Consider the following 14,120-nt stretch of genomic DNA (forward strand, 5'->3'; position numbering starts at 1 on the left):
TCCCGCTCGAGGGCCTCGGTGTCCTCAAGCCTGACCCCAATGGGCGACCGCATTGGCCGCCCTCTGGCGGGGCCGTCGCCTTCGGCCGCTGTCGTATGGGCGCTATTTCAGAAAGCCCGGGCCGGACCCGACAATCTTGTCGTCGACCTCACCGATCGCGCTCTTGTCCTTGCCGTCATAGTCGAGCGTGGAGAGGATGTGGCGGATGAGATTGAGGCGCGCGCGTCGCTTGTCGTTGCCGCGCACCACGGTCCAGGGTGCGTGGTCCGTGTGTGTTGCCTTCAGCATCTCGTTGCGCTTTGCCGTGTAGTCGTCCCACTTGTTGAGGGCGGCGATGTCCATCGGCGACAGCTTCCAGATCTTCAGCGGATCGTGGCAGCGATCGTGGAAGCGCTTGAGCTGCATCTCGCGGCCGATGTTGATCCAGAATTTGAAGAACTGGATATCCTCGTGCACGATCATCTTTTCGAAGCGAGGCGCCTGCTTCAGGAACTGCTTGTGCTGCTCGGGCGTGCAAAAGCCCATGACCGGCTCGACGCCTGCGCGGTTGTACCAGGAGCGGTCGAACAGCACGAATTCCCCAGCCGTCGGCATGGTCGCGACATAGCGCTGAAAATACCATTGCCCGCGCTCAGTCTCTGTCGGCTTCGTCAGCGCCACGATGCGGGCCCAGCGTGGGTTCAGGTTGCCCATGGTCGCATGGATCGCGCCGCCCTTGCCGGCGGCGTCGCGGCCCTCGAACAGCGCGATGATGCGTTTTCCGGTTTTCTGCTGCCAGAGCTGAACCTTGACCAGCTCGATCTGAAGCTTCTCCAGCGTCTCGAGATATTCTTCCTCGTCGAGCTTCTTCTTGTAGGGATAGTCATCGGACGCAAACGCTGCGTCATCGATCCACTTCGGCAACTCGGGATTGTCGATGTCGAAGACGCGGCTCTTGCCGTCGATCTGCAGCTCCACTGCGCGGCTTTCCGCCTTTTCCGCCGTCTCCGCTAACGCCATATGCTCGCCCCTTCGGCTTGGCGCACGGGCCCGAAAACCGGCTTCGATCATCGGCAGGATCATGCGCGTTTTCAAACTTCTGCAGCTCCAAGCAGCGCCGAAAAGTCGCGGTGCTCAAGGCCCGATTTCCTTGGAGGAGGCCACAATTGCATTGCGGATTCAAGCCGGTCGTGAAAATCATGTCATGAAGGATCGCTATTCCTCGATCATTTTGGTCCGGGAGGAAGACAAAGTGATTCATGAGGATGTCGAGGTGGACGGTTCGAAAGCGTTCTGGCGGGACCTGGTGCCGCGGCTGAAGGCTGAGCGCTGGCTGCTGGGCCTCACCCTGCTTTTGGCGATCCTTGCGACCTTTGCCGGCATCCATTTCCTTATCGTGCTTCCCTTCTGGATCGTTCTGGTTGCGGCGCTGCTCAACCGCAGTGCGCCGGCCTCGGTGATCTTGAGCCCGGCCAAGGCGGTGGCCGTCGATGGCCCGACCAGCGATCCGCTGGTGCCGGCGCTGAATGCGCTCGACATGCCGGTGTTGGTCGTCGCCGCCGATGAGACGGTGGTTTTCCAGAACATCGCCGCGGAGAAAGCCTTCGGCACCATTCCGCCGAACACTTACCTGGCCGCCCGGGTGCGTTCGCCCGGTGTTCTCGACATGATCCGCGAGACGATGGCGACCGGCAAGGCCAACCAGATCGAGCATACCGAGCGCCTGCCGTCGGATGCCGTCTATGTCGTGCGCGTGGCACCCGCTGAAATCGGCGGCGAGGGACGAACACCCCGCATCTTCCTGATCACCTTTCGCGATATCTCGCAGGCGCGCCGCATCGACCGCATGCGGTCGGATTTCGTGGCCAATGCCAGCCATGAGCTGCGCACGCCGCTGGCATCGCTTCGCGGTTTCATCGAGACCCTCCAGGGCCCCGCGCGCAACGACTTGAAGGCGCAGGAAAAATTCTTCGGCATCATGCATGAGCAGGTGACGCGCATGAGCCGCCTCGTCGACGACCTCCTGTCGCTCTCGCGACTGGAGTTGCGCTCGCATATCGCGCCGGACGATCCGGTGGACCTTGCGCCCTTGCTCGGCCATGTCCGCGACAGCCTCCTGCCGCTGGCGAAGGACCTCGACGTCACGGTCTCTCTCGTGGTGCCGGACAAACCCGTCATCGTGCAGGGCGATCGCGACGAACTCATCGAAGTCTTCGAGAACCTGATCGAGAATGCCTGCAAGTACGGCCAGGAGGGCAAGAAGGTCGACATAACCTTGCGTGGCGGCGAAGAAGGGGCACAGGCCGAGGTGATCGTGAAGGACTATGGGCCGGGCATCCCCGCCGAGCATGTCCCGCGCATTACCGAGCGTTTTTATCGGGTCAATGTCGAGGCCAGCCGCTCGAAAAAGGGCACCGGATTGGGCCTTGCCATCGTCAAACACATCCTCACCCGGCACCGTGCCCGGCTGCTGATCCATTCTGAGATCGGCAAAGGTACGACTTTTACGGTCCGGTTCTGACATATTGGCGCTGGAAAAGCCGGGACCGTTCATTTTCCCTTAGCATTTTCAATGACATGAGCTGTCATAAATGTTTCGTCAAACTGACATAAAAGGTGTGGCCATCGGCCGCTAACTAGGGGCAGCCGATAAGACGGCGAAGAGCGCTGCAACGCTTGGCGCACACCAACACAAGCCCATTCCGGGAGAACTTTTATGAAAGCTCTTAAACTCACTGTCGCGGCGCTGGTAGCGTCTGCCGCATTTGCCGGCGCAGCCGCCGCCCGTGACCAGGTTCAGGTCGCTGGCTCCTCGACCGTTCTTCCCTACGCCAAGATCGTAGCCGAGACGTTCGGCGAGACCTTCCCCGACTTCAAGACCCCGGTCGTTGAATCTGGCGGCTCCTCGGCCGGCCTGAAGGAATTCTGCAAGGGCGTCGGCCCGGACACCATCGACGTCGCGAACTCCTCGCGCAAGATCAAGGACAGCGAAGTCGAGGCCTGCAAGGCCGCTGGCGTGACCGAAATCCAGGAAGTCAAGATCGGCTATGACGGTATCGTCTTCGCGACCGACGCCGGCAATGCCGACCTCGCCCTGAAGCCGGAAGACCTCTACAAGGCTCTCGCTGCTGAAGTCGTCGTCGATGGCAAGATCGTTGCCAACCCCTACAAGAAGTGGTCGGAAGTCAACTCCGCCCTTCCGGAAGTTGAAATCGCCGCCTTCATCCCGGGCGAAAAGCACGGCACCCGCGAAGTCTTCGAAGAGAAGATCCTGGCTGCAGGCTGCAAGAACGCCGGCGCCGTTGACGTCATCAAGGCTGCCGTTGCCGATGAAAAGCAGCAGCACAGCAAGTGCGTCGCGGTCCGTAAGGACGGCATGGCTGTCGACATCGACGGCGACTACACCGAGACGCTCGCCCGTATCGCTGCCAACAAGAACGGCATCGGCGTCTTCGGCCTGTCCTTCTACGAAAACAACGCCGACAAGCTGAAGGTCGCGACCGTCAACGGCATCGTACCGTCGACCGAAACGATCGCTTCCGGCGAGTATCCGGTTTCCCGCCCGCTGTTCTTCTACGTCAAGAAGGCACACCTCGGCGTTATCCCGGGCCTCAAGGAATATGTTGAGTTCTTCATCAACGACCAGATGATCGGCCCGGACAGCCCGCTCGCCGAGTACGGCCTGGTTGCTGCTCCGGACGCCGAGCGCGAAGAAATCCGCAAGGCTTTCGCAGCCGGCAACATGCTCTGATAACGACAAGCCCCGGCGCGATATCCTTCGCGCCGGGGCATGCCTTCATTCGATTTGCCGGCGGCCCATGACGGGCGATACCGGGGAGACGTGCGGATGAGTACCTCGCTCCTTCTTTTGCTAATTATTGTTATTGGTTTCATTGCCTATTTTGCCGGTCGCGCACGTTCGCTGGCGCAGGCTGGCGGCAAGCTCTCCAACCTTCATTCCTTGCCCGGCTATCACGGTAGCTACGTCGCTATCTGGGCGATGCTGCCGGCGGCGCTCGTTCTCGGCACCTGGCTGATTGCCGCTCCTATGTATATTGACGGGAGCACGCGCGCGGCCCTGCCGGACACCGTCCAGAGCCAGGGGACCGCTGCGGTTCAGCTCGCGCTCGGCCAGGTCAAGTCCGTTGCCGGTGGTCTGCTGCGCCTGAGCGGCGAGGAGGTCGCGGCACTTCAAAGCGGTGCCGCCAATCTCCGCTCGACGCTCGCAGCCAAGGGCGTCGCCCTGGCCGGCGAAGGCGAGCCCTACATGGTCACCGTCGCCCAGCATTTCAACGCGATGACCGCCACCAACCGTTGGCTGATGACCGCGGCCGTACTGTTGATCGCGATTGCCGGCGGCATCTACGCCATCCGCAACATCGCCACCCGCTTCCGTGCACGCAACCAGGTCGAGCGGGTCATTCTCGGCTCGCTGATCGTCGCGTCTTCCATCGCCATCCTGACGACGGTCGGCATCGTCGCCTCGATGCTGTCGGAAGCCGGCCGCTTCTTCACCATGGTCTCGCCGTTCGAGTTCTTCTTCGGCACGGTCTGGGATCCGCGTTTCGCTGCTGCCGGCAGCGGCGGCGCCTCCGGCCAGTTCGGCCTGATCCCGCTTCTCACCGGCACGCTCTACATCGCCTTCGTCGCCATGCTCTTTGCGGTGCCGATCGGCCTCTTCGCAGCCATCTACATGGCGGAGTATGCAAGCCCGCGCTTGCGTTCGACCGCAAAGCCGCTGCTCGAAGTCCTCGCCGGCATCCCGACCATCGTCTACGGTTTCTTCGCTCTCGTGACCGTTGGTCCGTTCCTGCGTGATATCTCGGCGCAGCTGAACGGTCTTGCCACCGGCAATTACCAGAACTTCATCCAGGCGCAGAGCGTGGTCACCGCAGGCATCGTCATGGGCATCATGCTGATCCCGTTCGTGTCGTCGCTCTCGGACGACATCATCACCCAGGTGCCGCGCGCATTGCGTGACGGCTCGCTCGGTCTCGGTGCCACCCGCTCGGAAACGGTCAAGAAGGTTATTCTCCCGGCAGCACTTCCCGGCATCGTCGGCGCGCTGCTTCTGACCGCATCGCGTGCCGTCGGCGAAACGATGATCGTGGTGCTGGCAGCCGGTGTCGCGGCCCGCATGCAGATCAATCCCTTCGAGCCGATGACGACGGTGACCGTGAAGATCGTCAACCAGTTGACGGGCGACCTCGAGTTCACCTCGCCGCAGACGCTGGTGGCCTTCGCGCTGGGCATCACGCTCTTTGTCATCACGCTCGGCCTCAACATTTACGCGCTCTACATCGTGCGCAAATACCGGGAACAGTACGAATGACCGACATCGCTTCCCCGACCGTCCGGATCTCCGCCCGTCCCGAATCCGCAAAACGCGATATCGGCATCAAGCGCCGCTACGCTGCCGAACGCCGGTTCCGCGCCTACGGCATTGCGGCAATCAGCACCGGTCTCTTCTTCCTGGCGCTGCTGCTGTGGACCGTCATTTCCAACGGCTACACCGCGTTCCAGCAGACGACGATCACGCTGCCGATCGAATTCACCGAAAAGGTGATCGACCCCAACGGCGAACGCACGACCGACAGCAAGGTACTGATGACCGCCAACTATCCGCTGCTGGTGCGCGATGCGCTCATCAAGCAGCTCGGCATCGATGCGACCAAGCGGCCGCTGGTCAAGCAGGCGACCGATATGGTCTCTGCGAGCTCCCGTACGCTCTTGCGCGACATGGTCGTGGCGGATCCGTCCATCATCGGCAAGACCATTCCAGTCACCCTTTTGGCCGAAGCCAACATCGACTCCGCCAACAAGGGGCAGATCGACCTCAAGGTCGAAGAGAGCAAGCGCAAGGTCAAGGACCAGCAGGTCACCTGGATGAACGAGCTCGAAAGCGCCGGCGTCCTGAAGAAGAGCTTCAACACCGGCATCTTCACCTTCGGCGCCTCCAGCCGTCCTGAAGCGGCGGGCGTCGGCGTTGCCGCCCTCGGCTCGTTCTACATGATGCTGATCGTGCTCCTGCTGTCGTTGCCGATCGGCGTTGCCGCCTCGATCTATCTCGAAGAGTTCGCTCCGAAGAACCGGCTCACCGACCTGATCGAGGTCAACATCAACAACCTCGCGGCCGTTCCGTCGATCGTCTACGGTCTGTTGGGTCTCGCCGTCTTCATCAACTTTGCCGGCATGCCGCGTTCGGCGGCCGTCGTCGGCGGTTTCGTGCTGACGCTGATGACCCTGCCGACGATCATCATCGCCACCCGCGCGGCCTTGAAGGCGGTTCCGCCGTCCATCCGTTCGGCGGCGCTCGGTCTCGGTGCCTCGAAGATGCAGACCATCTTCCACCACGTTCTGCCGCTGGCGATGCCGGGCATTCTGACCGGTACGATCATCGGCCTTGCCCATGCGCTTGGCGAAACCGCGCCGTTGCTGTTGATCGGCATGGTCGCCTTCGTCGTCGACTATCCCGGTTCGCCGATGGAGCCATCGACAGCGCTGCCGGTGCAGATCTACATGTGGGCCAACGAGGCGGAACGCGCCTTCGTCGAGCGCACCTCCGGCGCGATCATCATACTTCTCATCTTCCTCGTCGTCATGAACCTTGGCGCCATTCTGTTGCGACGTCGCTTTGAGCGCCGTTGGTAGTGAGGTAATTACTATGAACATCATGTCAGAAGCAGCGGTCGAGAAAGCCTTGGATCAGAAAATGAACACGGTTCCCTTCAAGATGATCGGCAAGGATGTGTCGGTCTACTACGGCGAGAAGCGGGCGCTTTTCGACGTCAACCTCAACATCCGCGAGAACACGGTAACGGCGCTGATCGGTCCGTCGGGCTGCGGCAAGTCGACCTTCCTGCGCACGCTGAACCGCATGAACGACACCATCGAGAACTGCCGCGTCACCGGCAAGATCACGCTCGATGAGGACGACATCTACGACCCGACCATTGACGTGGTCGAGCTGCGCGCCCGCGTCGGCATGGTCTTCCAGAAGCCGAACCCGTTCCCGAAGTCGATCTACGACAACGTCGCCTACGGTCCGCGCATCCACGGACTTGCCCGCACCAAGGCGGACTTTGACGATGTGGTCGAGACCAGCCTGCAGAAGGCAGGTTTGTGGAACGAGGTGAAGGACCGCCTGCAGGAGCCGGGCACCGGCCTCTCCGGTGGTCAGCAGCAGCGCCTTTGCATCGCACGCGCTGTTGCCGTCAGCCCGGAAGTCATCCTGATGGACGAGCCCTGCTCGGCACTCGACCCGATCGCGACCGCCAAGGTCGAGGAACTCATCCACGAACTGCGCACGAACTTCACGATCGTCATCGTGACCCACTCGATGCAGCAGGCCGCCCGCGTGTCGCAGCGCACCGCCATGTTCCACCTCGGCAATCTCGTCGAGGAGAACGACACCGACAAGATGTTCACCAATCCGGATGACCAGCGCACCCAGGATTACATCATGGGCCGCTTCGGCTGAGGCCAATCACGGCTGCAACAGTCACTGGAAAGCGCCTGTAAGGATCGACGATCATGTCCATGCATATCATGTCCGCCTATGACGAAGAACTGAAGTACCTGACGCGCCGCATCTCGGAAATGGGCGGTCTCGCCGAGCAGATGGTCGCCGAATCCGTCCGCGCCCTAGTCAATTCCGACCTGGCGCTGGCGCAAAAGGTAATCTCGGACGACACCGTTCTCGATGATGCCGAGCGCCAGATCGGCGAGAAGGCGATTGTCACGATCGCCAAGCGCCAGCCGGTCGCCGCCGACCTTCGCGAGATCATGGGGTCGATCCGCATCGCCTCCGACCTGGAGCGTGTCGGCGACCTCGGCAAGAACACTGCCAAGCGCGTGATCGCGGTTGCCGGTTCGGGCATCCCGCGCAAGCTCGCCCGCGGTCTCGAGCATCTCGCCGAACTCGCTCTGGTGCAGCTCAAGGAAGTGCTCGACGTCTATGCCTCGCGTTCGCCGGAAAAGGCCAATAGCATTCGCGAACGCGACGAGGAGATCGACGCGATCTACACCTCGCTGTTCCGCGAGCTGCTCACCTACATGATGGAAGATCCGCGCAACATCACGCCCTGCACGCATCTTCTGTTCTGTGCCAAGAACATCGAGCGTATCGGCGACCACGCGACCAACATCGCCGAGACGATCTATTACATGGCGACGGGTGCCCAGCCGGAGGGCGAGCGCCCGAAGGATGACAACACGTCGACGTTGGGCTCGGTCAACGACTAGAAGGTTTGAGCGGGATGCGGGGGACAACCGCATACACTTTTCCTCATCCCGCTCTGGCGTCAAACGCGCCGTTCGCAATGCATGCCCATGAGTATCATCCGGTCGCGGCTTCGGTCGCGGCCCCGAATTCCTGCATCTGAAGCATGCGGCTTTTCGCACCGCCTTTGAAAATGGCGGGGATGCTCCAGATTTAGAGTGTCTGAGTGCCGGCCGGTCCGCTGGACCCGCGCGGCGCTCGCGGTAAGGAGACGTTACCTGATGTTGCCAAAAATCGCCGTGGTCGAAGACGAAGAGGCGCTGAGCGTCCTGCTGCGTTACAATCTGGAAGCTGAAGGCTTCGACGTCGATACGATCCTCAGGGGTGACGAGGCGGAGATCCGGCTACAGGAACGCCTGCCCGACCTTCTGATCCTCGACTGGATGTTGCCTGGCGTCTCCGGCATCGAGCTTTGCCGTAGGTTGCGCCAGCGCCCGGAGACGGAGCGGCTGCCGATCATCATGCTGACGGCGCGCGGCGAGGAAAGCGAGCGCGTTCGCGGTCTCGCGACCGGGGCCGACGACTATGTGGTCAAGCCCTTCTCCACGCCGGAGCTGATGGCCCGCGTCAAGGCGATGCTCCGCCGGGCGAAGCCCGAAGTTCTCTCGACGCTGCTGCGCTGCGGCGACATCGAGCTCGACCGGGAAACCCATCGCGTCCATCGTCGCAGCCGCGAAGTTCGCCTGGGGCCGACGGAGTTCCGCCTGCTGGAGTTCCTGATGTCCTCTCCGGGCCGTGTCTTCTCGCGCTCGCAGTTGCTGGACGGCGTCTGGGGCCACGACATCTATGTCGACGAGCGGACCGTCGACGTGCATGTCGGCCGCCTGCGCAAGGCGCTGAACTTCTCGACCATGCCTGATGTCATCCGCACCGTGCGCGGCGCCGGCTACTCGCTCGAAAGCTGAGAAGGGCAAACAGAAGTCAATGAAAAAGGGGCCGATCGGCCCCTTTCGTTTTGGTCCTGTGCGGATCCTTAGCGCATCCGACGGCGCTCGGCGGATGGCTGGTAGGCAAGCCGCGCATGGAAGCTGCAATAGGGCGAAGCTTCCGGGGAATCGTTGCCGCAGAAGTGGAACTCTTCCTTCAGCGGGTCGCCGATCGGCCACTTGCAGGTGCGTTCGGTGAGCTGGGTCAGCTCGAGGCGGCGCGACATCGGCACGACCACGTCGGTCTGGATGCTGAAATCCTGCTCGGCAACGAGATCGACTTCGATCTCTTCCTTGAGGACGGTGGCGCCGGACGGACGGGCAACGGTGCGGGTCGAAACGCGCGAGGCGTAGTTCGGAGCGCGCGGCGCCGAGGTCGGCCGCTTCGGGCGGGCTGCCGCAGTGGTGCTGCCGCCGGCTTTGGCGCGGCCGGGAAGGCTCAGGCGATGAACCTTGCCGATGACAGCGTTACGGCTGACGCCGCCGAGCTGTGCCGCGATCTGGCTTGCGCTCAGGCCCTCGGACCAAAGCTTCTTCAGTTTCTCCACCCGCTCGTCAGTCCAGTTCATTTCTGCACTCTCCGTTCTCAGCGTTGGGGATGGCAGAATCCCTCACCGCACCCCGGTTGAATCTCGAGGTTGCAAACGCGATAACTCTTTTGGTGACTAGGTCCGCCGCATGCGTCTAGTAATTGAATGTTAACGTACTGACCGCCGGACTCCGTGGCAAGAGTCCGGGGAATCACGCCGAATCGAATTCGTAGTTTTCCCCAACTTGCTCGATCAGCGTTGCATTTTTGCAAGCCCTTCCGGCCGATTTTTTCGTCGCAGGGAAATGGATCTCGTTACCGCGCTGCAAGGCTTGGTTTTGTTGACATTGCAGTGCGAAATAGGAATAGTGCCTGCGCCGCCGAAAGGCGGCATTTTTGATTTTTATCGGGCCGCATGAAGCAGCGGGACCGATGCCGATTGGAGTGAAGGAGAGCCTCGCATGACTGCAACCACGCCGCTTTACGATACCTACATGCGCGCGCCGTTGCGTTTCGAGCGAGGAGAGGGCGTCTGGCTGATCGCCGAAGACGGCTCGCGCTATCTCGACTTCGCTGCCGGCGTTGCCGTGAACTCGCTCGGCCATGCGCATCCGCATCTCGTCGAGGCGCTGAAGGCGCAGGCCGAGAAGGTTTGGCACCTTTCCAACCTTTACGAGGTTCCCGGTCAGGAAAGTCTTGGACGCCGCCTGGCCGCCGTAACCTTTGCTGATCGGGTCTTCTTCACCAATTCCGGTGCGGAAGCGCTGGAATGCGCGATCAAGACGGCGCGGCGCTACCACTTCGCCAAAGGCCAGCCGGAGAAGTTTCACATCATCACCTTCGAGGGCGCCTTCCACGGCCGCACGATCGCGACGATCGCGGCCGGTGGTCAGCAAAAGTACATTGAAGGTTTCGGGCCAAAGGCCCCAGGGTTCTACCAGGTTCCGTTCGGCGACCTCGCAGCCGTCAAGAATGCGATCACCGAGGAGACCGCCGCGATCCTGATCGAGCCGATCCAGGGCGAGGGCGGCATCCGTCCCGCGACCAAGGAATTCATGCAGGAACTGCGCGCCCTCTGCGACGAATTCGGCCTGCTCCTGATCCTCGACGAGGTTCAGACCGGCGTCGGCCGCACCGGCAAGCTTTTCGCCCATGAGTGGACGGGCATCCGCCCGGATATCATGGCCGTTGCCAAGGGTATCGGTGGCGGCTTCCCGCTCGGCGCTTGCCTGGCGACGGAAGAGGCGGCCGCCGGCATGGTGGCGGGCACGCATGGCTCGACCTATGGCGGCAATCCGCTGGCGATGGCCGTCGGCAACGCCGTGCTCGACGTCATCCTCGCTGATGGCTTCCTCGCCCATGTGCGCGACGTCGCGCTCGTCTTCCGCCAGGGTCTTGCTTCGCTGAAGGATCGCTATCCCGATATCATCGAAGATATCCGCGGCGATGGCCTGATGCTGGGCATCAAGGTAAAGGGCCCCTCGGCGGATCTCCTGAAGGAGATCCGCGCCGAGAAGCTCCTGGCCGTGCCGGCCGGCGACAACGTGTTGCGCCTGCTGCCGCCGTTGACGGTGACGGCGGAGGAAGCACGCGAGGGCCTCGCACGCATCGAGCGCGCCGCCGAAGCAGTGCGGAAGGCAAGTGGTAACGCTGCGGCCTGACCGATAGGGCCAAGACTGACCCAGGATGGTAGAATGACCTTCGTGCGTTCACGCCGCTGCGTGGCGCACATAGGTTGGATTTTTTGAGGAACCGAGTACGATGGCAGGCACCAGACACTTTCTCGATCTTTCGGCCATGACGGCCGCCGATCTTCGGACGATCATCGATGATGCCCGCGTCCGAAAGGCGACGACCAAGGCCGGAACCGCCGAGAAGCCGCTCGCCGGCAAGATGCTGGCGATGATCTTCGAAAAGCCGTCCACCCGCACCCGTGTGTCCTTCGATGTCGGCATGCGCCAGCTCGGCGGCGAAACCCTGTTCCTTTCGGGCACGGAGATGCAGCTCGGCCGCGCCGAGACGATCGGCGATACGGCGAAGGTCCTGTCGCGCTATGTCGATGCGATCATGATCCGCACCACCGACCATCGCCGCCTGCTGGAATTGGCAGAACACGCGACGGTCCCCGTCATCAACGGCCTGACCGATGACACCCATCCGTGCCAGATCATGGCCGACATCATGACCTTCGAGGAGCATCGCGGACCGGTGAAGGGCAAGACGATTGCCTGGACCGGCGACGGCAACAACGTGCTGCACTCGCTGATCGAAGGCTCCGCCCGCTTCGGCTATCGCATGAACATGGCGGTGCCGCTTGGCTCCGAGCCGCAGGACAAGATCCTGAACTGGGCACGCAACAACGGCGGCGAGATCCTGCTGTGTCACGATGCCGAGCAGGCGGTCGCCAACGCCAATTGCGTTGTCACCGACACCTGGGTGTCGATGAACCAGGAGCATCGTGCCCGCGGCCACAACGTCTTCCAGCCCTATCAGGTCAACGAGGCGCTGATGAAGCAAGCGGCATCCGATGCGCTGTTCATGCATTGCCTGCCGGCGCACCGCGGCGAGGAGGTGACCGACGAGGTGATCGACGGCCCGCAGTCGGTGGTCTTCGATGAGGCCGAAAACCGCCTGCATGCGCAGAAGTCGATCATCGCCTGGTGCATGGGGCTCGTCTAGGCCCTTGCGAGCGCCGCGGTGAGCGCGATGGCGCAGCGCTTCGGCGGCTGTGAGGGCCGCTATTGACATTGCCGCCGTGCGACACGATCTAGGCGGCTGCAGGGCGCTCCTGGCAACAGTGAAGCGCCGACTGCCACGGGTGGTGCGCGGCGCAATGGCTGATGGCACATATCCGGTGGACAATCCGTTTATCGCGGGATCGATTGAGACAGCGGGCACGTTGCGCCGGGGGACAGGAATGTCCCCGGCGCAACGCAGTTGCTGAGGCAAGGAGCAAGACATGACTGACATGACGCCAGGGCTTGGTGAATTCGACTTCGCCGGTGACGATCACGTCGTGCCTTTCCAGGTGGAAGGCCTCGACGTGCGCGGCCGCGCCGTGCAGCTCGGCCCGATGCTCGACGCAATTCTGGAGCGCCACAACTATCCGCTTCCGGTCGCGCGGCTCGTTGCCGAAACCGTCGTGCTGACGGTTCTGCTCGGCACTTCGCTGAAGTTCGAAGGCAAGCTGATCGTCCAGACGAAAGGCGATGGTCCGGTGGATCTCGTCGTCGCCGACTTCTCGACGCCGGATCGCGTGCGCGCCTATGCCCGCTACGATGCAGATGCGCTTGCCGACGCCGAGAAGGATGGCCGCACCCTTTCGCATGAACTGCTTGGTAAGGGCATACTCGCCTTCACCATCGACCAGGGCGCTCATACTCAGCGCTATCAGGGCATCGTTGCGCTGGACGGCGCCACGCTGGAAGAAATCGCTGGCGTCTATTTCCGCCAGTCAGAGCAGATCCCGACCAAGGTCAGGCTCGGCGTTGCCGAGCTGCTCGACCGCGATGAAAGCGGCAAGCCGCGCCATCGCTGGCGTGCCGGCGGCATGGTCGCGCAGTTCCTGCCGGAAGCGCCGGAGCGCATGCGCCAGCCTGATCTTTCCGGCGGCGATGGCGATGACGGGGAAGGCGTCTTCGAGGATGACGATCTCTGGGCGGAAGCCAAGGTGATGGTCGAGACGATCGACACCGACGAGCTGACCGACCCGATGGTCGGAACCGAACGCTTGCTCTACCGGCTGTTTCACGAGCGCGGCGTTCGCGTCTATGAGCCGCAGGCGGTCTTTGACCGTTGCAGCTGCTCGCGCGAGAAGCTGCACTCGGTGCTCGCCAATCTGGACGCTGATGATATCGAAAGCACCATCGAGGATGGGGCCGTGAAGGTCACCTGCGAATTCTGCTCGACGACCTATCGTTTCGAGGCAAGCGAAGTGCGTCCGCAGTAGCCGGCGCCACTCAGGATCAAGCTAGTTCAGGGTACGCACGAGCCCGGGTGAATCGAGCGAGAAGGCGGGGATGGCCACGTTGAAGGTCTCTCCGCCTTCCGCTTCCATACTGTAGTGGCCGAACATCACGCCCGACGGCGTGTCCAGCGGGCAGCCGGACGAATACTCATAGGTGTCGCCGGGGTTGAGCAGCGGCTGTTCGCCGATCACGCCGGGACCGCTGACCTCATCGACCTGCCCATTCTCATCGGTGATATGCCAGTAGCGGGTCATCAACCGCACGGCTGCGTCCGAATGGTTTGAGATGACAATGCGATAGCCCCAGACATAGCGGCCGTCATCGGGGTCCGACTGCTCTTCGAGATAGTACGGCTCCACCGTAACTTCTATGTCGCGGGTCAAAGCGCGATACATGGGCAACACCTTGCTTCGGTCTTTCAGGGTATTCTACAGCAA

13 protein-coding genes are annotated in these 14,120 nt (G+C 62.2%); 10 read left to right on the forward strand and 3 right to left on the reverse strand.

The features are described 5' to 3' along the window. Positions 1 to 102: 102 nt before the first annotated feature. A complete protein-coding gene (ppk2, locus tag BLU35_RS00330) occupies positions 103 to 999 on the reverse strand; it encodes a polyphosphate kinase 2 (protein ID WP_093232295.1) in 897 nt (298 codons plus the stop codon). Positions 1,000 to 1,183: 184 nt separating this feature from the next. Here ppk2 and phoR point away from each other — a divergent pair, with 184 nt between their 5' ends. From phoR to phoB, 7 genes are all read left to right on the forward strand, one after another. After that, the gene (gene phoR / locus BLU35_RS00335) at positions 1,184 to 2,500 is read left to right on the forward strand and encodes a phosphate regulon sensor histidine kinase PhoR (protein ID WP_502688123.1); all 1,317 of its coding nucleotides are present in this window, start codon (positions 1,184 to 1,186) and stop codon (positions 2,498 to 2,500) included. Between the two features lie 195 nt (positions 2,501 to 2,695). Further along, complete coding sequence (locus BLU35_RS00340; RefSeq protein WP_093231845.1) at positions 2,696 to 3,730, forward strand: substrate-binding domain-containing protein; 1,035 nt, start codon at positions 2,696 to 2,698, stop codon at positions 3,728 to 3,730. A gap of 96 nt (positions 3,731 to 3,826) precedes the next feature. Next, complete coding sequence (gene pstC / locus BLU35_RS00345) at positions 3,827 to 5,311, forward strand: phosphate ABC transporter permease subunit PstC (protein WP_093231846.1); 1,485 nt, start codon at positions 3,827 to 3,829, stop codon at positions 5,309 to 5,311. Further along, the gene (gene pstA, locus BLU35_RS00350; protein ID WP_093231847.1) at positions 5,308 to 6,630 is read left to right on the forward strand and encodes a phosphate ABC transporter permease PstA; all 1,323 of its coding nucleotides are present in this window, start codon (positions 5,308 to 5,310) and stop codon (positions 6,628 to 6,630) included. The genes pstC and pstA overlap by 4 nt, the downstream gene beginning before the upstream one ends. A 13-nt stretch (positions 6,631 to 6,643) precedes the next feature. Continuing rightward, on the forward strand, positions 6,644 to 7,459 hold the full coding sequence (gene pstB, locus BLU35_RS00355; protein WP_058329052.1) for a phosphate ABC transporter ATP-binding protein PstB: 816 nt from the start codon (positions 6,644 to 6,646) through the stop codon (positions 7,457 to 7,459). Between the two features lie 50 nt (positions 7,460 to 7,509). Continuing rightward, positions 7,510 to 8,223, forward strand: coding sequence for a phosphate signaling complex protein PhoU (phoU, locus tag BLU35_RS00360; RefSeq protein WP_093231848.1), 714 nt, complete (start codon positions 7,510 to 7,512; stop codon positions 8,221 to 8,223). A gap of 258 nt (positions 8,224 to 8,481) precedes the next feature. Continuing rightward, the gene (gene phoB / locus BLU35_RS00365) at positions 8,482 to 9,165 is read left to right on the forward strand and encodes a phosphate regulon transcriptional regulator PhoB (RefSeq protein ID WP_057248102.1); all 684 of its coding nucleotides are present in this window, start codon (positions 8,482 to 8,484) and stop codon (positions 9,163 to 9,165) included. A gap of 68 nt (positions 9,166 to 9,233) precedes the next feature. On the opposite strand, the gene BLU35_RS00370 is transcribed toward phoB, so the two are convergent. After that, on the reverse strand, positions 9,234 to 9,755 hold the full coding sequence (locus BLU35_RS00370; protein ID WP_057248103.1) for a GcrA family cell cycle regulator: 522 nt from the start codon (positions 9,753 to 9,755) through the stop codon (positions 9,234 to 9,236). A gap of 421 nt (positions 9,756 to 10,176) precedes the next feature. Here BLU35_RS00370 and BLU35_RS00375 point away from each other — a divergent pair, with 421 nt between their 5' ends. The 3 genes from BLU35_RS00375 to BLU35_RS00385 all read left to right on the forward strand — a co-directional run bounded on the left by BLU35_RS00375 (position 10,177) and on the right by BLU35_RS00385 (position 13,664). Further along, positions 10,177 to 11,376, forward strand: a complete 1,200-nt coding sequence (locus BLU35_RS00375; RefSeq protein WP_058323605.1) for an aspartate aminotransferase family protein — start codon at positions 10,177 to 10,179, stop codon at positions 11,374 to 11,376. 100 nt (positions 11,377 to 11,476) lie between these two features. Next, positions 11,477 to 12,394, forward strand: a complete 918-nt coding sequence (argF, locus tag BLU35_RS00380; RefSeq protein WP_057248105.1) for an ornithine carbamoyltransferase — start codon at positions 11,477 to 11,479, stop codon at positions 12,392 to 12,394. Between the two features lie 280 nt (positions 12,395 to 12,674). Beyond that, complete coding sequence (locus BLU35_RS00385) at positions 12,675 to 13,664, forward strand: Hsp33 family molecular chaperone (RefSeq protein ID WP_093231849.1); 990 nt, start codon at positions 12,675 to 12,677, stop codon at positions 13,662 to 13,664. 21 nt (positions 13,665 to 13,685) lie between these two features. Here the strand turns inward: BLU35_RS00385 and apaG are convergent, their stop codons facing one another. After that, positions 13,686 to 14,078 carry a Co2+/Mg2+ efflux facilitator ApaG/CorD gene (gene apaG / locus BLU35_RS00390; RefSeq protein WP_057248107.1) on the reverse strand — a complete coding sequence of 131 codons (393 nt, stop codon included), beginning with the start codon at positions 14,076 to 14,078 and terminating at the stop codon, positions 13,686 to 13,688. Positions 14,079 to 14,120 lie beyond the last annotated feature (42 nt).

Origin of the sequence: Sinorhizobium sp. NFACC03, assembly GCF_900103435.1 — a bacterium.
GTDB lineage: Bacteria > Pseudomonadota > Alphaproteobacteria > Rhizobiales > Rhizobiaceae > Ensifer.